This is a genomic window from Bradyrhizobium sp. 27S5 (assembly GCF_037217225.1).
Taxonomy (GTDB): Bacteria; Pseudomonadota; Alphaproteobacteria; order Rhizobiales; family Xanthobacteraceae; genus Bradyrhizobium; species Bradyrhizobium septentrionale.
Map to the genome: position 1 here is coordinate 2,956,862 of NZ_CP147714.1, position 20,853 is coordinate 2,977,714.

Genomic DNA, 20,853 nt, shown 5'->3' on the forward strand with positions numbered 1-20,853 from the left:
GAGCGCTGTTAACGTGAGGCGATTGACCGACTGTGAAGCAGATCGCGCAGAACTATAAGAGCGGCGAGCTCAAGCTGATCGATGTGCCGTCGCCACGCTGCCGCCCCGGCGGGGTTTTGGTGCGCACGGCGTTCTCGGCGGTGTCGACCGGCACCGAGATGATGAAGTTCACCGAAGGGCGCCTGTCGCTGCTTGGCAAGGCGCGCGCGCGACCCGACCAGGTCGCCAAGGTGGTGCGCTCGGTCCGTCAGCAGGGATTGCTTGCGACCTATCAGAAGGTGATGAACCGCCTCGATTCCTACACGCCGCTCGGTTACTCGCTGTCGGGCACCGTCGTGGAAGTGGGTGAGGGCGTCGGCGGCTTCTCGGTCGGGCAGCGCGTCTGCTGCGGCGGCAATCAATATGCGACCCACGCCGAATATAATTGGGTGCCGGTGAATCTCTGCGTGCCGGTGCCGGACAGTGCGGCACTCGACCAGGCCGCCTTCACCACGATCGCCTCGATCGCGTTGCAGGCGATGCGTCAGTCGGAGATCCGTTTCGGTGAGACCGCCTGCGTGATCGGCCTCGGCCTGATCGGGCAGATCATGGTGCGCCTGCTGCGCAGCGCCGGCGTCGTGGTGGTAGGGCTCGATCGGCTTGAAGCACGCTGCCGCCAGGCCGAGGCTGCGGGCGCCGCGGTCTGTGCGGTCGCGTCGGACGATGCAACGGCTGAATTTCACGCCCGCATCGACCAGTTGACCGCGGGCAACGGCGTCGATTGCGTGTTCATCACGGCGGGTAGCGACGATCCCGATCTCGCATCGCGTTCGGCAGCATTGCTGCGCGACCGCGGCCGCATCGTCGACATCGGCAAATGCACGCTGAACCTGCCTTGGAACGAATTCTATGACAAGGAGCTCGACGTTCGCTTCTCGCGCTCCTACGGCCCCGGCCGCTACGATCCGCTCTACGAGGAGGGCGGTATCGATTACCCTATCGGTCATGTGCGCTGGACCGAGAAGCGCAACATGGAGGCCATCGTCGCGCTGCTTGCCGACGGACGGCTCGATTTTTCGTCGCTGATCTCCGAAGTGGTGCCGCTGGAACAGGCGACGTCGGCCTTCGAGCGCATGAGCCGCGGCGAAGTCGGCCTCGGCATGGTGTTCGCCTATCCGGATGCCGCTCCCCGCGCGCTGCAGATGACGTATCGCCCGGTCGCCGCCCTGCGCAGCGGCCGGGTGCGGCTCGGCGTCATCGGCGCCGGCAATTATGCCTCCAGCATGCTGTTGCCGCAGCTTGCGAATAACCAGCGCGTCGATCTCGTCGAGGTCGCCACCAATACCGGCCTGAGCGGCGCGACCGCCGTGCGCAAGTTCGGCTTCGCGCGCGCCTCGACGGAAGCTGCCTCGGTGCTCGAGGCCGACGATATCGATGCCGTGCTGATCGCGACACGCCATGCTTCTCACGCCGACCTTGCGGCGCGCGCGCTGCGCGCCGGCAAGGCGGTGTTCGTCGAAAAGCCCCTGGCGATCGACACTGATGCGCTCGATCAGCTGGAACAGACTATCCGCGAGACCGGCAACAACAGGCTGATGGTCGGTTTCAACCGCCGCTTCTCGCCGCTGCTGCGAGGCATGCGCACGGCGTTCGTGCCGTCCGGGCCGCAGACCCTGCAATATCGGGTCATCGCCGGCCCGCTGGACAAATCATCCTGGTATCTGCAGGCGGAGACCGAAGGCAGCCGCTTCGTCGGCGAGGGCGGGCATTTCATCGACGTGTTGTCCTGGTGGCTGGGCGCGGAGCCCGTGCGTGTCTCCGCCAGTACCGCGGGCAAGGACGTCGACAATCTGGTCGCGACCTTCGACTTTGCCGACGGCTCGGTCGCGAGCCTCAGCTATCTTACCGGCGGCGATCCGCGCGTGCCGAAGGAGGCGCTTGAAGTATCGGCAAGCACAGGCTTTGCCGCCTTTGACAATTTCTCGCGCTTCGAGATCTGGCACGCCGGACAGCGGACAGCGCAGAAAGCCCGGCTCGACAAGGGCCAGCGGCCGATGCTGGATGCCTTCATTGCGGCGGTCGCATCGGGGGCCGCGATGCCGATTGCGCTCGACTCGCTGCTTGCAACCACCCGCGCAACGCTTGCCGTGCAGGAAAGCGCCGCCTCCGGGACGCCGGTCGATCTGACGATTGGCGCCGCGGGGCAGGGCGCTGTGCGCGCCGCGACCGGCGCGAGATGAATCCGGCCTGGTATCTGCGCAGACTGCAGCGCATGGAGCCGTCCGAGCTTGCCGGACGGGTGAACGACCAGGCGCTGCGCCTGCTCTGGCGGATCGCTCCGCCCGACATCGCGCGGCGCGCGGGCGCCAGGCTGATGGCGGGCGCGCGGCAGCCGCGCCTGAAGCCGCTGCCCTTGGCCGCCAATGCCCCGCAGCACGCTGCCGAGCGGCTGATCCATAGCGCCGATCAGATTCTCTCCGGACGCTGGCGGGTTTTCGCCAGAGATCATGAGGCGCTGGGCGAACAGCCCGACTGGTTCGTCGATGTCCGCAGTGGCAAGCGGGCGCCGGGCGACACATACGCGTTTGCGGTTCCCTATCGCGACGAAGCGGCGGTCGGAAACATCAAATACATCTGGGAGCCGTCGCGTCACCACCATCTCACGGTGCTCGCATCGGCCTATTACCTGACCTCGGACGAAATTTACGCCCGGCGCGTGGCCGAGCATTTCACGAGCTGGTGGCGCGAAAATCCATTCCCGTGCGGCCCGCACTGGATCAGCGGCATCGAGCTTGGCGTGCGACTGATCTCATGGACCTGGGTGCGCCAGCTGCTGCAGAACTGGCCCGGCGCGCCCGCATTGTTCGAGGATAATGAGCTGTTCGTGACACAGCTCCATGCCCATCAATACTGGCTGTCGCGGTTTCCGAGCCGCGGCTCGTCCGCCAACAACCACGTCATCGCTGAGGCCACCGGGCAGTTCGTCGCGGCCTGTGCGTTTCCTTTCTTCCGCGACAGCGCGCGATGGCGCCAGGATGCAGCCGCCACGCTGGCACACGAAGCCATCGCGCAAACCCTCGCCTGCGGCAGCAACGGCGAGCTCGCGACCGATTATCACGGCTTTGTCCTCGAACTCCTGCTGGCGGCGGCGGTACAGGGCGAAGCGTCCGGGCACCCGCTCGACGACGCGGTCTGGACCACAATGTGCCGCATGAGCGATGTCATTGCCGCGATGCTCGACGATCGCGCTCGTCCGCCGCGTCAGGGCGATGGCGATGACGGCATTGGCCTCTTGCTCGACGATCACGGCGGCAATCGCTGGCTTGGCCTGCTCAGCACGGGCGCGCGCCTGTTCGGCGGTCTGCCCTGGTGGCCCAGCTTGCCGGAGCCTGATCTGCGCACGTTTGTTCTGACCGACGGCATCAAGCCGCGTGCGATCGCCGCGCGGCCCGCCCGCCGCCCGCATTTGCTTGACAGGGCGGGGCAGACTTTTCTCGTCGATACTGAGCGAGCAGTGTGGTGCCGCTGCGACCATGGCCCGCACGGCTTCGGCCGCATTGCGGCGCATGCCCATGCGGATGCGCTGTCGATCGAATGCCGGATTGCCGGCGTCGAGATCTTTGCCGACCCCGGCACCTATTGCTATCATGGCGATCCGCGATGGCGCGCCTACTTCCGCTCCACGCTGGCCCACAACACGCTCTGCCTGTTCGCGCGCGATCAGTCGGTGTCGGGCGGGCCTTTCCTCTGGACCCGGCATGCGCAGAGCCGGCTCGTCGCATCCAGCGGCCTCGACGAGCGTGATGCGGACGCAGACTGGGTCGCTGAGCACGCGGGATATCAGGGCGGCGCAGGCCTCGTGCATCGCCGTTCGGTGCAGTTGCAGCGTCAGGCAGCGCGGCTCGTGGTCACCGATATTGTGCTTGGCAATGAAGGGCTTACCGCTCCGGCGAGCCTCAGCTGGCATCTCGGTCCCGAGGTGGAATGCACGCTCGACGGGCGCACGGCGCTGCTGTCGTGGCCTGGCGGGCGCGGCGAGCTGGATCTGCCGGCAGAACTCAGCTGGATGTCGTATCGCGGCGACGAGACCCTGCCTGCCGGCTGGTATTCGCCGTCGTTCGATCTCAAGGTGCCGGCGACGACCTTGATCGGCGCCGGTACGCTCGCCGCCGGGCAAAATCTGGTGACGGAGTTGCGCTGGTTCTCAGACCCGGCACGCCGGTCATGAAGATTCTCGTCGCGCACAACAGGTATCAGGGACGCGGCGGCGAGGACGTCGTCTTCGAAGCGGAAGTCGACCTGCTGCGCAATGCAGGACACAGCGTCGAAACGCTCACCGTGAGCAACGAGGCGATCAATTCGCTGGCCGCGCGCATCGCGACGACGCTGTCGATCGCCGATAATGCGCAGGGAAAGCGGGTCGTGGCGGAGGCGATCGATCGCTTCCGCCCCGACATCGTCCACGTCCACAATTTCTTCCCGCTGCTCTCGCCGGCGGTGTTCGATCTGTGCCGGCAAAAGCGCGTGCCGGCCGTGGTCACACTGCACAATTATCGCACGATCTGCACCGGCGGCATGCTGCTGCGCGACGGCCGCATTTGCCACAAGTGCCTGGACGGCGGTCATCTGTGGGGCGTTGTGCATCGCTGCTACCGCGGATCGCTGCCGGGTTCGCTGGCCTCCGCCTACATGATCGCGCAGCATCAGCGCCGCGGCACCTGGACGCGTCCCGGCCTGCGCCTGATCGCGCTGACGCAGTTTGCCCGAAATCTGTTCACGCAGGCCGGCTTCGACGCTGGCCGGATCGACGTGAAGCCGAACTTCATGGCCGATCCGGGGGCACCTGATCCGGCGACGCCGCGCGACGGGCTGCTCTATGTCGGGCGGCTGAGCCGCGAGAAGGGCATCGGCGTGCTGCTCGAAGCCGTTGCGGGCACGGCTGTGCCGTTGCGGATTGCGGGGGAGGGGCCGGAGGCGACTGCGCTGAAGGCCCGGGCGAGCGGCAACGTCACGTTCCTCGGCGCCATCTCGCGCGAGGAGGTGTTTGCGGAAATGGCCAAAGCGCGGGCGCTGGTCGTGCCGTCTCTCTGGTACGAGGGATTTCCCATGGTCGTGCTCGAGGCCTTCGCGCGCGGGACGCCGGTAATTGCGTCCGAGATCGGCGGGCTTGCCGAGGTGGTGAGCGACGGCGGAACGGGCGCGCTGGTCCCGCCGGGCGACGCGGCCGCGCTCCGGCAGCGGATCGCTGACGTTGTCAGCGCCCCCGATCTGGCGGCTGCATGGGGACGGGCCGCACGGGCCGCCTATCTCGAACTCTATGCGCCGGACGAGAACCGCCGGCTGCTCGAGGCGATCTACGCGCGTACCGTCGGCGGATGACCGCCGCTGGTCGGTGCTCCGCGCGTGATCGGGCATCGTCGCTCCGTTTCCACGCCGGCGTCGTTAACACATTGCGGCAAATCTATTGTTAATTTGTTATATCGTGGCGTCCGTCGGGCGACGCGCCAGGTTTGGCCTGGTGGTCGAGCGGCCCTGATTCTGCGGCTGATTCCACGAATTTCGCCCGATTGAAGCTCACAAATTGCAACCAGGCAGCGTCATAACACTTGGCTGACGGCCCGCCGGTTGTGAAGTTTGACGCTTTTTTGGAAAAGCTCTCACGCGGTGCAGAAATATTTTTTCAGAACAGAAAATCGCGTCGAAGCGCGCACAACATCTGCGAAATTCGGTCCGCTCGCGCCAACCCGAGCCCCCGTGAAACCCCGTATAATCGCTACCCTTTTTTGCGCCGCGGCTAACATTGGCGGCTTGCCTGCGCTGAATGTTAGTGCGTGCCTGAAATTGCGTTAAGTCTCGCAAAAGCCTCATGGAACCAGACGTTAATAGCACATTGCTGATTGACTCTCGGATACCGCGGACTTAACAATGGACTTAACAAGTTCGTAACGTGTGTCCACATTTGAGCTGCGTCGCAACAAACGGGTTGTGATTCAACAGCTTACGTGTGGGCGAGCGGCTTGAATCCTCGTATCCCAGCAGGGGCTACCTCGATGGCGACTTACAATCTCGACCAAACCGACCTCAAACACGCGATCAACTCGACGATCGATCACGCGACCCAGCAACAGATCATTGACTATTTGATCAATGCAGGGGTCGGCTACACCAGCCCCGATGACGGAACGGAGATCCCGGTCCAGGTCGGCGCCGGAATCTCCAGCCCGGATCCGGCTGCCAATGTTCTCATCGAGACCAACGCCAATAACGTTGTTAACACTGACGCCAACCTGAAGGCGATCATCGAGGCCACCAGCCAGGATGTCACGCTGACGGTCAACGGCAGCACCCCGGTGCTGGTCGCGACCGGCGACGGCAACGATCAGGTCTTCATCAACAACACCGGCGATACGACGGTTCTCACCGGCGCCGGCAATGACACCGTCTTCGGCGGGTCGGGGCACGATTCAATCAGCGGTGGCGCCGGCAATGACGTGCTCGTCGATAATGCCTCCGGTCACAGCACGCTGGACGGCGGCACCGGCAACGATCTGCTGTTCGGCTCTGGTTCCGATACGCTGCTCGGCGGCTCCGGCAACGACACGCTCTACGGCGGTACCTCGTCTGATCTGGTCGGCGGTCGCGGCAACGACGTGCTGGTCGGCGGCACGGGCAACAATCTGCTCTCCGGCGGCGCCGGCAACGACGCGCTCTACTCGAACTCGGATGCGTCGCACGGCTCGGTCCTGAGGGGTGGTGACGGTGCCGACTCGCTCTACGGTGGCGCCGGCGCTGATACGCTGTATGGCGGCAACGGCAACGACCTGTTCGTTGGCGGCACCGGGACCGTCGCGGAGTATGGCGGCAACGGTAAAGACATCCTCTACTCCGGTAGCGATGCTTCGCACGCGACCTCGCTCTACGGCGGCAACGGCAACGACTCGCTCTACGGCGGCGCGGGCAACGACACGCTGTATGGCGGCAATGGCAGCGACACGCTGGTCGCCGGTTCGGGCACGCAGACGCTGATCGGCGGCAACGGTAGCGACTCGTTCGTCGGCTCCGCCACCGGCACGGCCTCGATGGTCGGCGGCAATGGTCAGGACTACTTCTACCTGTCCAACGCCACCAGCAGCGACACCATCGACGGCGGCGCCAGCAACAAGGACTCCCTGACCTTCCTCGATCACGCCTCGACCGACGTGACCGACATCAGCGCCGGATCGAACGGCTCTCTGGACATCACCTTCAGCAGCGGCCAGGTGACCCAGATCAGCAACATCGAATACCTGATCTTCAACGATGGTCACTCGACCAAGCTGTAAGATCCCAGGTCTTCACAAACTAGGTCTTCACTAAACGAAGGCGCCGCCTCAACCCTGGTTGAGGCGGCGCTTTTTTGCGATTGCAGGTGGTGTTCTGAAATGCTGTCTGATAATCTCGGAGTGTTGCAGCCTGCTCCAATTGTGAGTCATCGAGATAATTTAAGCGTTTGCTTAGCGATGATGTAGCGCGTCGAAGCAGGAGCTCCATCGATGGTGACGCAAAACCTGAACCAGACGGGGCTCAACGCCGCGATCGGCTCCACGATCGATCACGCAACCCGGCAACAGATCCTCGACTATCTGATCACGGCGGGGATCGGGTACACCTCGCCGGATGACGGCAGCACGATCCCGGTGCAGGAGGGCGCTGGGATCAGCAGCCCGGATCCGGACGCCAATGTTCTGATCGAAACCAACGCCAACAATACGATCAAGCTTGACGCCAAGCTGAAGGCGATCATCGAAGCCACCAAGAGCGAAGTGACGCTGACGGTGAACGGCGCCGCCCCGGTGCTGGTCGCGACCGGCGACGGCAACGACGTTGTCACCTTCAACAACAACCGCGGGACGACGGTCCTCGTCGGTGCCGGCAACGACACGGTGTACGGCGGTGGCGTGGGTCACGAAACGATGGACGGTGGCGCCGGCAACGACTGGCTTTGGGGCGGTAGCTCAGCGCAACTGTTTGGCGGTAGCGGCGACGACACGCTGCTGTCCGGCGGCCCGGTGTTCGATACGAGCATTTCCAGTACGCTTTACGGCGGTACCGGCAACGATGTGCTGTTCGGTGGCTGGGGCAACGATCAACTGTTTGGAGGCGCCGGTGACGACTGGTTGAGCGCAGGTTTCAGCAACGAGATTCTCGACGGCGGCGCGGGCAATGACACGCTGGTCGCAGGCATGGAGAGCTGTCAGCTCTACGGTGGCGCCGGCGACGACATACTCTATGCGGACCTGTTTGCGTCCCAGGGCTCGATGCTGTCGGGCGGTGACGGCAACGACACGCTGGAGGGCGGTGCCAGTGGCGTCGCCGACACGCTGGATGGCGGCGCCGGCGACGACTTGCTGCAGGGCGGCGTCAGCACTGTTGCGGAGTACGGTGGCAACGGTGACGACGTTCTCAAGTCAGGCGCCGGCTATTCGCTCGGGACGTTGCTCGATGGCGGTGCGGGCGACGACACGCTGGTTGCCGGTGCGGGGTATAACCCCGCTAATATCGGTTCCGACACGCTGGACGGCGGTGCCGGCAACGACCTGCTGATCGGCGCTGCCGGGACTGTTGCGGAGTATGGTGGTCGCGGTAACGATGCGCTCTACTCGCACTCGGATGCATCGCACGGTTCGCTTCTCGACGGTGGTGCCGGCAGCGACTCGGTGTATGGCGGTGCGGGTGCCGACACGCTCTACGGCGGTGCCGGCAACGACCTCCTGGTCGGCGGCGCCAGGACTGTCGCGGAGTACGGTGGCGACGGCAAGGACGTGCTTTACTCCGGCAGCGACGCGTCGCATGCGACCTCGCTCTATGCCGGCGATGGCAACGATTCGCTCTACGGCGGCGCGGGCAACGACACGCTGTATGGCGGCTCCGGCAGCGACACGCTGGTCGCCGGTTCGGGCACGCAGACGCTAATCGGCGGCAACGGCAATGACTCGTTCGTCGGCTCCGCCACCGGTACGGCCTCGATGGTCGGCGGCAGTGGTCAGGACTACTTCTACCTGAAGAACGCCACCAGCAGCGACAGCATCGACGGCGGTGGGGGCAGCAAGGACTCGCTGACCTTCCTGGATCAGGCCTCGACCGACGTGACCGACATCAGCTCCGGATCGAACGGCTCTCTGGACGTCACCTTCAGCAATGGCCAGGTGACACAGATCAGCAACATCGAATACCTGATCTTCAACGATGGTCACTGGACCAAGCTGTAAGATCCTGGGCCTGCACCAAACGACGACGGCGCCTCAACCCTGGCCGAGGCGGCGCCTTTCTTTTGCATCCGAGCATGCTGAGCTTTGTCGATCGACCCGCTCGAATGGCCGATCTGCATTACAAGTCCCGCGCCAGGCATTTCCCGTCGACGGATGTTAGAAGTTACTTTGTCACATTCGGACCACGTAGCTTTTGTAAAGCCGGAAAGCTTGCTTGACCCGATGGAACTATGGCCAATAGCTTTCCGCGGCCTTGGTAACATCAGTCAAGATAAGCGATTGCTGTAGAAATCAGCCGCTTAACGGACCAACGCCTGGAGCTCTCGAATTGGCCAAGAAGAAGATGCTGAATGCCGGTGCTGGATTGACGGTTGCCAAGCGGATCCAGCCGCTCCTGACATCGCCTGAATGGGAAGAGATTCGATTGGATGTCGACGCAGACGTCGATCCGGACATCGTCGGATCGATCACCGATCTCTCCGAACTGTTCCCGCCGGCCTCGTTCGACGCGATCTGGTGTTCCCACTTGATGGAGCACCTCTATGCCCATGAGATTCACCCGACCTTTGTCCAGTTCCGCGAGGTCCTCAAGCCGGACGGATTCGCGCTGATCATGTCGCCCGATCTCGAGGCGGTGGCCCAGCACATGTTGACTCAAGGTCTCGGTGCGATCGCCTATGTCTCGGCGGCCGGTCCGATCCGGCCATTGGACATGATCTACGGACATTCCGGCGCAATCGAGCAGGGGCGCCATCATATGGCGCACAAGACCGGCTTTTCGAGCGACCGGATGGGGAACCTGCTGCTCGGCGCCGGGTTTCCGACCGTCTCCGTGCGCAGCGGGAATTTCGAGATCTGCGCATTGGCGCTGATGCCGGAGGCCGATGATGGGCGGATCCGGCCGCTCCTGGAGGCCTGCGGGTTCGACTTCCGGGAGACCGTCAGCGCCGCTTGACGGTTGTCGATGTTAAACAATGTTACAAGGTTCCGTGGTTAAACCCGGTCCGCAGCAGTGTCGAGACAGGCTTCTCAAACCTTCTCGATACATATATTTTTGGCTGGCTTGCTGAAAATGCTGCGTTAGCGAACTAACAATGATAAGTTATAGTTCGCTGAGAACCGGATCTGCGCAGTCGAAACTTCGAGGCATCCATGACCACACACCTCTCGCTCGTCGGCGCTGCTTCGGTGGACGACCTGCCTCCCACGGGCCTCGCCTGTCTCGTCATCGTGGCAAGACAGCATGGTTTGCACCTCACCACATCCCAGCTCATCCATGACAATCTCCTGCGCGATCAGGAAGTCACGCTCCCCGAGCTCCTGAAGTGTGCGAATTCGTCGGGCATGACGGCAAAGGCCGTCAAGCTGGACTGGAAGGGCCTGAGCCATCTCAAGCGGGCGCTGCCGGCAATCGTTCGCCTGCGCGACGGCAGCCACATGGTGTTGCTGCGCCTTGAGGGCGATGAGAACAACACCCGGGTGGTGTTGCGGGATCCGAACGCGAGCGAGGATGCCCTGCTCGTGATCGACCAGCCGCGCTTCGAGGACATCTGGTCGGGCGATGTCGTCATGGCCAAGCGCGATTACGAGATTTCCGACGAGACCCGGCCGTTCAGCTTCGGCTTTGTCGTCGCGTTGCTGTTCCGTGAACGGCGCATCCTGCGCGACGTCGCGATCGCGGCGCTGATCCTGGGCTTCATGGGCCTGGCGCCGATCATGTTCTGGCGGCTGCTCTCGGACAAGGTCATTTTCTACAAGGCCTACAACACGTTCTACGTGCTGTGTGTTGCGATGTTCGTCGTCATCCTGTTCGAGGCGGCATTCACGTTCCTGCGGCAGTATCTGGTGCAGCGCCTGACGGCACGCCTCGACGTCAAGCTGTCGACCTACGTGTTCGAGAAGGTGCTCAATCTGCCGATTGATTACTTCGAACAGAACCCTGTCGGCCTGATTTCCCGGGACATCCGCGAAGTGTTCCGGATTCGCGGCTTTCTGACCGGGCAATTGTTCGGTACCGTTCTCGACTCGACAACGCTCTTCTTCTTCCTGCCCGTCATGTTCTTCTTCAGTCCGACCATGACGCTGATGGTTCTGGCCTTTGCTGGAGCGATCGTGACCTGGCTCGTCTTGATGCTGCCGGCCTACCGAAAGAAGTCCTCGGCAACTCTGGCGGCTGAAGGCGCGCAGGGGGCGTTTCTGATCCAGAGCCTGAACGGCATGAGGACCATCAAGTCGCTGGCGCTCGATACGCGGCAACGGCACATGTGGGATGTGCTGGTGGCGCGCGTCGCCAAGGCGCGTCTTGCGGAAGGCCTGACCGGAACTGCGATCCAGACGCTGGTGCGTCCCTTGGAACGGCTGGCGGTGAGCGCTCCCTATGCGCTCGGTGTCTACCTGGCGGTGAGCAGCGGCGATCCGGTCTATGTCGGGGCGCTGTTTGCCTTTTTGATGCTGTCGCAACGTGTTGCCGGCCCGCTGATGCAGATGGCCCAGCTCATCAACCAGTATGACGAGGCGCGCACCGCAGTCACGATCGTCGGCAGGCTGGTGAATCAGCCGGCGGAAGAGGGACGTTCCGGCCATGGCGTGAGGGACCCGCTGAAGGGTTTGATCGAGTTCTCCGGCGTTACCTTCAAGTACAAGGGCGCGGTGTCGCCGGCGTTGAACAATGTCTCCTTCGAGATTCCGCTCGGCACCACGCTCGGCGTGATGGGCAAGAGCGGCTCGGGCAAGACCACGATCACGCGGCTGTTGCAGCGCCTGCACTCCGATTATGGTGGCTTGATCAAGGTCGACGGTATCGATGTCCGCGAATACGATGTCGACCATCTCCGGCGCAACGTGGGCGTCGTGCTGCAGGAGAACTTCCTGTTCAGCGGCACCATCCGCGAGAATATTTCCGCCGCAAAGCCGGATGCGACCTTCGACGACGTTGTCAGGGCGGCGCGAATGGCCGGCGCCGAGGAATTCATCGACAAGCTGCCGCGAGGCTACGAGACCTATATCTACGAGGGTTCCACCAACCTCTCCGGCGGCCAGCGTCAGCGCCTCGCGATCGCGCGTGCGCTGATCGTCAATCCCCCGATCCTGATCCTGGACGAAGCGACCAGCGCGCTCGATGCGGAGAGCGAGACCATCGTAAACGCGAACATTTCGCGGATTGCGCACGGCCGCACGCTGATCATCATCTCGCACCGCCTGTCGTCGCTCACCAAGGCCGATGCGATCCTCGTGCTCAATCGCGGCGTGGTCAACGATATCGGACGTCATGATGAACTTCTGGAACGAAACGACATCTATAGCTCGCTCTGGTACCAGCAGAATACACACCTTGTTCCGACGGGCCGCAGCGACAAGAACTTCAGGAGCCCGACCCTTGTCTCCTAACCAAGCTTCGCTCGCGACCGTTCGCCAGTTCCAGTCCGAGACCGACGCGATCCGCGAGGCCGCCGAGCCGCTACTGGCCCGCGCGACGCTGTTCGTGCTGTCGGCGTTCCTGGTATCGCTTGTGGCGATCATGTGTCTCACGCGCCTCGATCGGGTGATCACGAGCGTGGGCGGCAGGATCGTTCCCGTCGATTCGATCAACGTGCTGCAGGCGCTCGACGCGTCGATCATCAAGACGATCGATGTTCGGGACGGTCAGCAGGTTGAGAAGGGGCAGCTGCTTGCGACCCTCGACTCGACCTTCACCGCGGCCGACGTCACGCAGTACAAGTCGCAGGTTGCGAGCCTTGACGCGCAGGTCGCCCGCGATGAGGCCGAACTGTCCGGAAAACCGTTGTCATTTGGTGGGACCAAGGATCCGGAGGCCACCAAGTACAACGCTTTGCAAAAGGCGCTCTACGACCAGCGCGTTGCCCAGTACAACGCGCAGGTGACGAGCTACGATTCCAAGATCAGTCAGACCGAAGCGACGATCCAGAAGGCGAAAAAGGACGACGAGCGGTATGGTCAACGCGCCGAGATCGCCGGCAAGATCGAGGACATGCGCTCGACGCTTGCCGAAAGCGGCAGCGGCTCCAAGCTGAACCTGTATCTCTCGCAGGACAGTCGGCTGGAGCTGTTGCGTCAGATCGACAACACCCACAACACCTTGCTGGAAGCGCAACACCAGCTGGAATCGCTGAAGGCGGACCGCAAGGCCTTCATCGAGCAGTGGAACGCGCAGCTGAGCCAGGATCTGGTCACGACGCGCAACAGCCTGGATACGGCCCGCGCATCCTTTGACAAAGCTACCAAGCATCAGGACCTCGTGCGGTGGACAGCTGCAGAGCCCTCGGTCGTGCTGACCCTCGCCAAGCTCTCGGTTGGATCCGTGCTGAAGCCGGGCGATCCCTTCATCACGCTGATGCCGCTGAAGACACGGCTCGAGGCCGAGATCCAGATCCTGTCGCGCGACGTCGGCTTCGTTCGGCCGAACGACCCCTGCACGATGAAGGTCGATGCCTTCAACGCGGCCGAGCACGGTACGGCACAAGGCAAGATTCGCTGGATCAGCGAAGGCGCCTTCACGACCGATGATGACGGAAAGGTTGTCGATGCCTTCTACAAGGCGCGGTGCTCGGTCGACGAGACCAACTTCAAGGATGTTCCGAAGAACTTCCGCCTCATCCCCGGCATGACGCTGCAGGGCGATGTCAATGTCGGCACCCGCTCGGTGGCGATGTATCTGCTCGGCGGCATGCTGCGCAGTGCCAAAGAAGCTATGCGTGAGCCATGACGGTATCGGCGCGATCCCTGCTTGACTTGTTCCGATCCGGTTCGTCCCGTTCAGAGTCACAGCCGTTTGAACGGGGATTGGCGGCTTACGAGAACCGGCAATATCTCGAGGCGTTCCGCCTTTGGAGGCTTGCGTCGGAAGCGGGCAATCCGGAGGCGGATTACCGGATCGGACTGCTCTATGCGAAGAACGAGGGTGTTATCGGCAGCCTTCCGGACGCAGTCGCGTGGTATGACCGCGCCGCCCTGAGCGGACACACTGATGCGCAATTCCAGCTTGGCTTGATCTACTTCCACGGCGTCCAGGCTGCCGTCGGGCCGAACAGGCCCGAGATGTGGCGGCAATCCACTGCGGCGCGTCTGGGTGACAAGGCCGCCAGCGTCCACGATCTGGTGTTCCCGAACGGGACCGGCGTGCCCAGGGATCTCGACATCGCCTTCCTCTGGATGTCGGTGGCGGCGGAAGCCGGCAAGGCGGAGGCGCAAGCGATCCTTGGTGACATGTACGCCAACGGGCAAGGCTGCGCGCGGGATCACGCGACTGCCCTGCGTTGGTACCAGGCCGCGGCCGAGCAGAACGCGGCGTCAGGTCAATTCGCTCTCGGTGACGTGCATTATCAAGGGCGCGGCGTTGGCGTTGATTTCGCGCAGGCCGCGGCCTGGTATCAGAAAGCTGCGGAGCAGGGGCATGTCCGCGCACAGGTTGCGCTCGCGTTCATGAGCCTGAAGGGCACCGGCCTCCCCGCGAACGCCGAAGAGGCCGCGCGGCTGTTCCAGAGTGCGGCTGCCCATGACGATACGATCGCGCTGTACAACATCGCGCTGTTGCGGCTGAGCGGCAAGGGGGCCGTCAAGGATCTCGACAAGGCCGAGACCGCGTTGCGCAAGGCGGCACGGAAGGATTACCTGCCGGCGATCCAGGCGCTGGCTGAATTCTATGCGCTCGGCACTGCTGCGGAGCCGGATCTGCGCGAGGCGGCGTATTGGTACGAGAAGGCGGCCGAGCGCGGCGACGCGCAGGCGCAGTTCTTTACCGGGCGCTTCTATGCCACCGGCACCGGCGTTGCGCCCAGCATCCGCCAGGCCGCGAAGTGGTTCGAACGCGCGGCCGAGAACGGCCACGCCACGGCTGCCCACAACATCGCGGTGTTCTATCTCAACGGCAACGGCGTGACGCGCGACGTCGCGACCGCGATCAAGTGGTTCGAGCGTGCGTCCGAGGGCGGCATCAGCGCCGCGGGCGTGCAGCTCGGCCGGCTCTACTCGGCGGGCAACGGCGTGCCGCGCGACCAGGCGCGGGCAGCCGAATGGCTTAGCAAGGCGGCCGACGGCGGCGACGCCGATGCGAAGACGGCCTATGCCGTGTTTCTGATCCAGGATGACCCATCCGAAGCGCGTCTTGCACAGGCACGCACGCTGTTGACCGACGCCGCTGAGGTCGGACATTCCGCCGCGGCATTCCAGCTGGGCGGGCTTCACATGGGGGGATCAGGTGGTCCCGTCGATCTACCGGCGGCCGCCCAATGGTTCAAGCGTGCGGCAAGTGCCGGCCATGTCGAGGCCCAGCACAGCCTGGCGCTGCTGTATTCCGATCCCAAGAGCAGCATCAAGGATGCGCAGGCCGCCACGAACTGGATCGTCAAGGCTGCAGAAGGCGGCAACGCCGCAGCGCAGTTCAAGCTGGCGGTGATGTATTGCACCGGGCAGGGCGTCGAGCAGGACCTTGCCCAGGGCGTCACGTGGTACGAGGCGGCGGCGCGCCAGGGCCACACGACGGCGCAATACAACCTTGCCGCGATGCTGGGGCGCGGACAGGGCTGCGAGGCCGATCCGGCGAAGGCGGCCGAATGGTTCAAGGCAGCTGCGGAGCAGGGCATGGTGGAAGCCCAACTCGCGCTTGGCGATGCGCTGCGCGCCGGCAGCGGCGTCGAGCAGGACCGCGATTCTGCGCTGCGCTGGTATCGACAAGCGGCACAGCAGAACAACGAAGGGGCGCTGCGCCGCCTGCAGGCGATGGGCGAGAGCGTCGGCTGATGTTGCTGGATGCGTGCCTCTCGTCGTGCGCAGCTAAAGCAGAGACGATCGGCGGCTTTGTTGTTGGGCGCGAAGGCACGGAAGCGGGCACGTCTGGATGACAATCTGGGCAAGGCGAACGATGACTTTCATATCGACGACAGAGAGATTGCGTTAATGTTGCGGTCGCGGAGCAAACCTTCCATGTATCATTGGTTGTGTGAAGATGACCGATAGCACCGGGAGGTCATCGATCTTGGGTGTGCTTGAACAACAACGTGATCTCGGAAGCGAACTTTTGGTTCACCGAGAAAGAACTGGGACCAACGTTAAACGTTGGCAGGAGATTGAGTGGCAATGAACAAGATTGTTGAACGGAGCGTCAGGGACACAAGGGACATGCAGCCCGTTGCCAGTCCGGTTCAGCAGGACGATCATTCGCAGAGCGTGTTCCTGGATCCGGATGTAAGCGATCTTCAATCCGGACCAAGATTGCGCGGTGCGATCCTCGAGTATTCGGGGCGGGCGATTTCCGGCTGGATCGTGGATGCTCAGTCGCCTGCTGCGACCGTTTCGATCGCGCTCTTTGTCGCTTCACATTGTGTCGAAGAGGGACGGACGGGCCGACCGGCGCCGGCCAGCATCGGCAAGCAGAGCGCGATCGGGCGTCCCGGATTTCGGATCAATCTATCGACGCGGGGCGTGCGCCGTCGCCTCGCACGCGCGCTGAGAAACGCGCTAATCGAACCCAAGCATGCGCAGATCTATCTCCGAGTCAGCCTGAACGACGGCGAGTACTACGAGATACCCCTGTTCGAAAACTTCGCCCCAAGCGAGGTGGTTGTTGCGCTCGGCTTCTCGACCGAAGACTACGACGATCTTCTGTTTCCGAACAACGACGGCAGGATCGGTACCGGACTTGCGGAGGGCACCAGCAAGGAGGTGCGCTACATCTGTTTCTACCTGCCGCAATTCCATTCATTTGAAGAAAATGACAGGTGGTGGGGACCGGGGTTCACCGAGTGGACCAACGTCGCGCGCATGCGTGCGCAATTCCCCACGCACGAATCGCCATGGCTGCCGGCTGATCTCGGCTTCTATGATGTCCGGTTGCCGGAAACGCGTCGTCAACAGGGTGAACTGGCGCGCAAATACGGCATCGACGGGTTCTGCTACTATGTCTACTGGTTTCAGGGTCGAAGGCTGTTGGAAAAGCCGCTCCAGCTCATGCTTGAGGACGGAGAGCCGAACCTGCCGTTCTGCATCTGCTGGGCAAACGAGAACTGGTCCCGCCGGTGGGACGGTTCCGATGCCGAGCTTCTGCTGGGGCAGAATCACTCGCTGGACGATGATGTTCGCTTTATCGACGACATGGCCGATCTGCTGCTCGATGAGCGCTACATAACCGTCGATGGTCGAAAGATCATCGTCATCTACCGGCCGTCATTGTTGCCGGACAAGCAGCACTTGTTCGAGATCTGGCGCAAGCGAGCGAGAGAGCTCGGAATCGGCGAGCTTCTGATCTGCAATGCGATGACGTTCGGAGAGTTCGACCCGCGAGATGTCAATTGCGATGCCGCCATCGAATTTCCGCCGCATACGGTCTCGACGAGAGAGGTGCCGCCGACCGACGTCGACGCACCGGCGACCTTCGCCGGCAAGGTGTACGACTATGTCGACGCCATGCGGTCGTCTCTCGGCAAGAGCTACGATTTCCCGTTTTTTCCTGCCGTGATGCCGCGCTGGGACAATACGCCGCGCAAGGGCGCGCGCGGTCACGTCTTTACCAGGTCGAGCCCGGAAGCGTTCGAGGTCTGGCTTCGCGACGCGACCCTGCGGGCCAAGGGCAACAGCTTTACCGAGTCACTGGTCTTCATCAATTCCTGGAACGAGTGGGCGGAGGGTGCTCATCTCGAGCCGGACTCGCGCTATGGACGCGCGTTTCTGGAGGTCGTGAGGCGGGTCGCTTCGGCGGAGCCTATTTCGGTCCAGATTCGAAATACTCCGGACCTTCTGGATTGCCTGAGCAGGCAGGAGCTCGAATGGGCGGTGAAGGAATCATCTGCGCATGTCGAGGTGCTGGCAAACCTGCATCGATCGGGTCTCGGTCAGTCGGGTGTGCAGCGCGTCAGAAGCGGCGTCCCGGTCGAGGCAGAAGGCGCGTCCGATGGTCCGGTGGGCTCGTTGCTGGTCATTGAAAACATCAATTCCCAAACGAGCGAGCGGGTGATCGCCGATCCGCGATACGAGATAGTGGTGCGCGGATGGATCTGCGCGGGCACTGCTTTCGAAGCAAGCAGGCAAAGAACAGGATTCCTGGTCCTGTCGTCGCTTGCCGCGGAGAATGCAGCGAACAGCGGGTACTGTCTGATCGTCGACTGGCACGAGCGCGTCGACGTGAAGGAATACATGAAGGCCGAAAGCAAGGACTCTTATTTCGGTTTTCAGGTGTCCTTCTCGATTCGGGATCTGGCGGATGGCGAGTATCAACTCGCCGTCCTGGAGGTCGGCGACGGAGCCAGCCTCCTCGTGAGGTCGCGTCACTCGATCATCGTGAGACGTTGAGGCCGGCTATGCTCGCAAGTGTCGTCATCGCCTGCTACAAGCACGAACAGTACCTCGAGGAATGCCTCGAGACTGTCTATCAACAGACCTTCGCCGACCTCGAACTCGTCATCGTGGACGACAATTCGCCGGACAAGAGTTTTGAGGTCGCGCAGAAGGTCATCAAGAAGAAGTCGTTCGGGAAGCGCTTTGTTTCCTGCAAGCTGCTCAAGAACCCGCAAAATCTGGGCGCCCACTACACCTGGAACAGAGCGTTGTCGCTGACCGGCGGCGACCTGATTTTCCTTTTGAACTCGGACGACGCCTTTTCCAAGGATCGGGTTCGGCAGTTCGCGGACAAGTGTGGCAAGGAGCGGCTGTTTTTCGGCTTCTCGGCGGTCGAGCCGATCGACGAACATGGCAAGTCGATCGCCAACTATCAGTTCCCGACGCGCCTGCGTTATGCAATCGACCGCGCTCAAATTGCCAGCACGCCATTGTCATGGACGTTCCTGGATTCCCAGATTGCGGCCTCAACCGGAAACTTTGTCTTCAGCCGTGAGCTGCTGCGGCAGGTCGGCTGGCTCGCCGATCTCAAATACTGCCATGACTGGGATTTCGCCCTGCGCGCCGTAACGAAAGTCGAGCCGACCTACCTCGAGACCGACCGCTATCTGTATCGGCTTCATTCAACCAACAGTTTCCGAAGTCTTAGCAAGGTGGCGGAGAGCGAGACCAAGGCCTGCATGGAGTCGTATTGTCTGAATGCGATCACGTCGAGGCCTCAGAACAAGACCTGCCTCAGTCCGTCGAATTTCGGTGATTCCTTCTATGACTTCGTGAAGCTGCATCCTAATTTCAATTATTGGGTCAAGCAGATCTACGCGCCCTATCATGTGGAGCATCGGACCGTGGAGTCGAACGATCGGACCAGGCCGCTTCGCTGGCGCTGATCGAGGCGCGTAAGGCCGGCTCTGTCCGTTCCGATGGAATCGGAACGGAGCCGGGCTTCAGGTTCGGCGCACCTGCGTCACGGATGCCGGCGCGCGGTTCGCGCGAAGGCGATCTAACACAGGTTCTTGGACGGCGACTGCGCGGTCGCTTTCAGCACTTCGCGCAGCGCTTCGAGGCGATCGGTTTGGCAAGGCATGGTCGGGACCAGCCAGCCGCCCTCGTCATTTTCGTTCCAGGCATAGATCAGCACTGCGGGCGCCCGGCGATCGGGTGCGCGGCTGTTCACCCAGCTGATCGATTGCGCCAGATGGCCCGCCAATTCCTTCTTGGTCGGAGCCGTATAGAAATTGGTGATCCCGTCGCCGGGACGCTGCTTTGTCTCCCAGGGCACGGGATGTTCGATGCGAGGGCGCCTGTCCCATCCCGTCATCACCGTGGGCACAACGGGGAGTTGGCTGGCGGCCAGATCATTCCAGCCTTTCTCGGCATATTTCGCGAGATCGGCAAAGCTTCCCCGGCCGTTGCCGGTTGTCAGCGCATACGACCCCACTGCGTCGGCGCCCACATTGGCGGCCTCCTGGCTCAGGAATTTCATGTCTCCTGCCAGCACGATGTAGGGATCCGCGAGACCAGCTCCGTTCGCGTCGGATTTGAACTTGCTCAACGCGCTCCGGAGGCCTTCCACACCTCCCCAGCTTCGCTGCACGTCCGCACCCTTGATAAAGCCCAGGAAGTAGAGCGGCCGATCGTTCTCCACCCTCAGATAGTTCTTGTCCGCCATCAGGCCGATGTGCTCGTGGGGGAGCGAGGACTGCTTGGCCAGCGATCCCCACCGGCCGAGCTCGGTGAACATGCAGTATCGGAGATTGGCGGCCTTGGGACGGGCCCTGAACTCGTAAAGGGCTTTTGACATCGGATGGTTGGCCCCGTAGGCGGCGAATGCCCAATAATCCAGTCCGGCAAAGATCGCCTGGTCGATCTCCTTATCCATCTCGGTCTCGATCGAGGTCGGGAAATCAAGCGTGTTGGGCGCGCGGTTCACCTGCGTCCCGAAGAAGGGAGTCCGCCAACGATATCTTTCAGGGGCGAGTGATTGCTTGACGGCCTCGGTTGGCTGCGAGCCCGGTGAATACCAGGCGTCCCATCGAATTGCGCCCACGAGCGGCCTGTGAGGGACCGGGGCCGCGGCAGACTGGCCGGAACCCAAGACGCTGAGCGCGCCGGGCAGGAAGCTTGCGGATAGTGATGTTAAAAACATCCTTCGCGTGAGCGCGAACGGCTTCCGAGCTGCTTCGTTCCTATTGTCCATTGGCGATCTCCGATCGTTTCCGTCCCGTGACACGATTTTCGTGCAAACGACACCAAGCCTCTCTGCTCTATTGTATTGATTTTC

At 62.7% G+C, this 20,853-nt stretch carries 12 protein-coding genes; 11 read left to right on the plus strand and 1 reads right to left on the minus strand.

Features of this window, described 5'->3' with window-relative positions; all coding sequences use genetic code 11:
• The first annotated feature begins 32 nt into the window (after nucleotides 1-32).
• The 11 genes from WDM24_RS13765 to WDM24_RS13815 all read left to right on the plus strand — a co-directional run bounded on the left by WDM24_RS13765 (nucleotide 33) and on the right by WDM24_RS13815 (nucleotide 19,459).
• Complete coding sequence (locus tag WDM24_RS13765) at nucleotides 33-2,219, plus strand: bi-domain-containing oxidoreductase (protein WP_338831613.1); 2,187 nt, start codon at nucleotides 33-35, stop codon at nucleotides 2,217-2,219.
• Complete coding sequence (locus tag WDM24_RS13770) at nucleotides 2,216-4,207, plus strand: alginate lyase family protein (RefSeq protein WP_338831614.1); 1,992 nt, start codon at nucleotides 2,216-2,218, stop codon at nucleotides 4,205-4,207. The genes WDM24_RS13765 and WDM24_RS13770 overlap by 4 nt, the downstream gene beginning before the upstream one ends.
• Nucleotides 4,204-5,358: a glycosyltransferase gene (locus tag WDM24_RS13775; RefSeq protein WP_338831615.1), complete on the plus strand. Its 1,155-nt coding sequence runs from the start codon at nucleotides 4,204-4,206 to the stop codon at nucleotides 5,356-5,358. Before WDM24_RS13770 ends, WDM24_RS13775 begins: the two co-directional genes overlap by 4 nt.
• A gap of 671 nt (nucleotides 5,359-6,029) precedes the next feature.
• Nucleotides 6,030-7,301: a calcium-binding protein gene (locus tag WDM24_RS13780; RefSeq protein ID WP_338831616.1), complete on the plus strand. Its 1,272-nt coding sequence runs from the start codon at nucleotides 6,030-6,032 to the stop codon at nucleotides 7,299-7,301.
• Between the two features lie 210 nt (nucleotides 7,302-7,511).
• Complete coding sequence (locus WDM24_RS13785) at nucleotides 7,512-9,227, plus strand: calcium-binding protein (RefSeq protein WP_338831617.1); 1,716 nt, start codon at nucleotides 7,512-7,514, stop codon at nucleotides 9,225-9,227.
• Between the two features lie 343 nt (nucleotides 9,228-9,570).
• The gene (locus WDM24_RS13790) at nucleotides 9,571-10,182 is read left to right on the plus strand and encodes a class I SAM-dependent methyltransferase (RefSeq protein WP_166306484.1); all 612 of its coding nucleotides are present in this window, start codon (nucleotides 9,571-9,573) and stop codon (nucleotides 10,180-10,182) included.
• A 197-nt stretch (nucleotides 10,183-10,379) separates the two neighbouring features.
• The gene (locus WDM24_RS13795; protein ID WP_338831618.1) at nucleotides 10,380-12,614 is read left to right on the plus strand and encodes a peptidase domain-containing ABC transporter; all 2,235 of its coding nucleotides are present in this window, start codon (nucleotides 10,380-10,382) and stop codon (nucleotides 12,612-12,614) included.
• Nucleotides 12,604-13,950 (plus strand): HlyD family type I secretion periplasmic adaptor subunit, encoded by a 1,347-nt coding sequence (locus tag WDM24_RS13800; protein WP_338698656.1) that lies wholly within the window; start codon nucleotides 12,604-12,606, stop codon nucleotides 13,948-13,950. Before WDM24_RS13795 ends, WDM24_RS13800 begins: the two co-directional genes overlap by 11 nt.
• Nucleotides 13,947-15,983 carry an SEL1-like repeat protein gene (locus WDM24_RS13805; protein ID WP_414645718.1) on the plus strand — a complete coding sequence of 679 codons (2,037 nt, stop codon included), beginning with the start codon at nucleotides 13,947-13,949 and terminating at the stop codon, nucleotides 15,981-15,983. The genes WDM24_RS13800 and WDM24_RS13805 overlap by 4 nt, the downstream gene beginning before the upstream one ends.
• Before the next feature lie 336 nt (nucleotides 15,984-16,319).
• Nucleotides 16,320-18,527, plus strand: coding sequence for a glycoside hydrolase family 99-like domain-containing protein (locus WDM24_RS13810; protein ID WP_338831620.1), 2,208 nt, complete (start codon nucleotides 16,320-16,322; stop codon nucleotides 18,525-18,527).
• A gap of 8 nt (nucleotides 18,528-18,535) precedes the next feature.
• Nucleotides 18,536-19,459 (plus strand): glycosyltransferase family 2 protein, encoded by a 924-nt coding sequence (locus WDM24_RS13815; RefSeq protein ID WP_338698662.1) that lies wholly within the window; start codon nucleotides 18,536-18,538, stop codon nucleotides 19,457-19,459.
• A 113-nt stretch (nucleotides 19,460-19,572) separates the two neighbouring features.
• Here the strand turns inward: WDM24_RS13815 and WDM24_RS13820 are convergent, their stop codons facing one another.
• Nucleotides 19,573-20,502 carry a hypothetical protein gene (locus tag WDM24_RS13820; protein ID WP_338831621.1) on the minus strand — a complete coding sequence of 310 codons (930 nt, stop codon included), beginning with the start codon at nucleotides 20,500-20,502 and terminating at the stop codon, nucleotides 19,573-19,575.
• Between the last annotated feature and the right edge of the window lie 351 nt (nucleotides 20,503-20,853).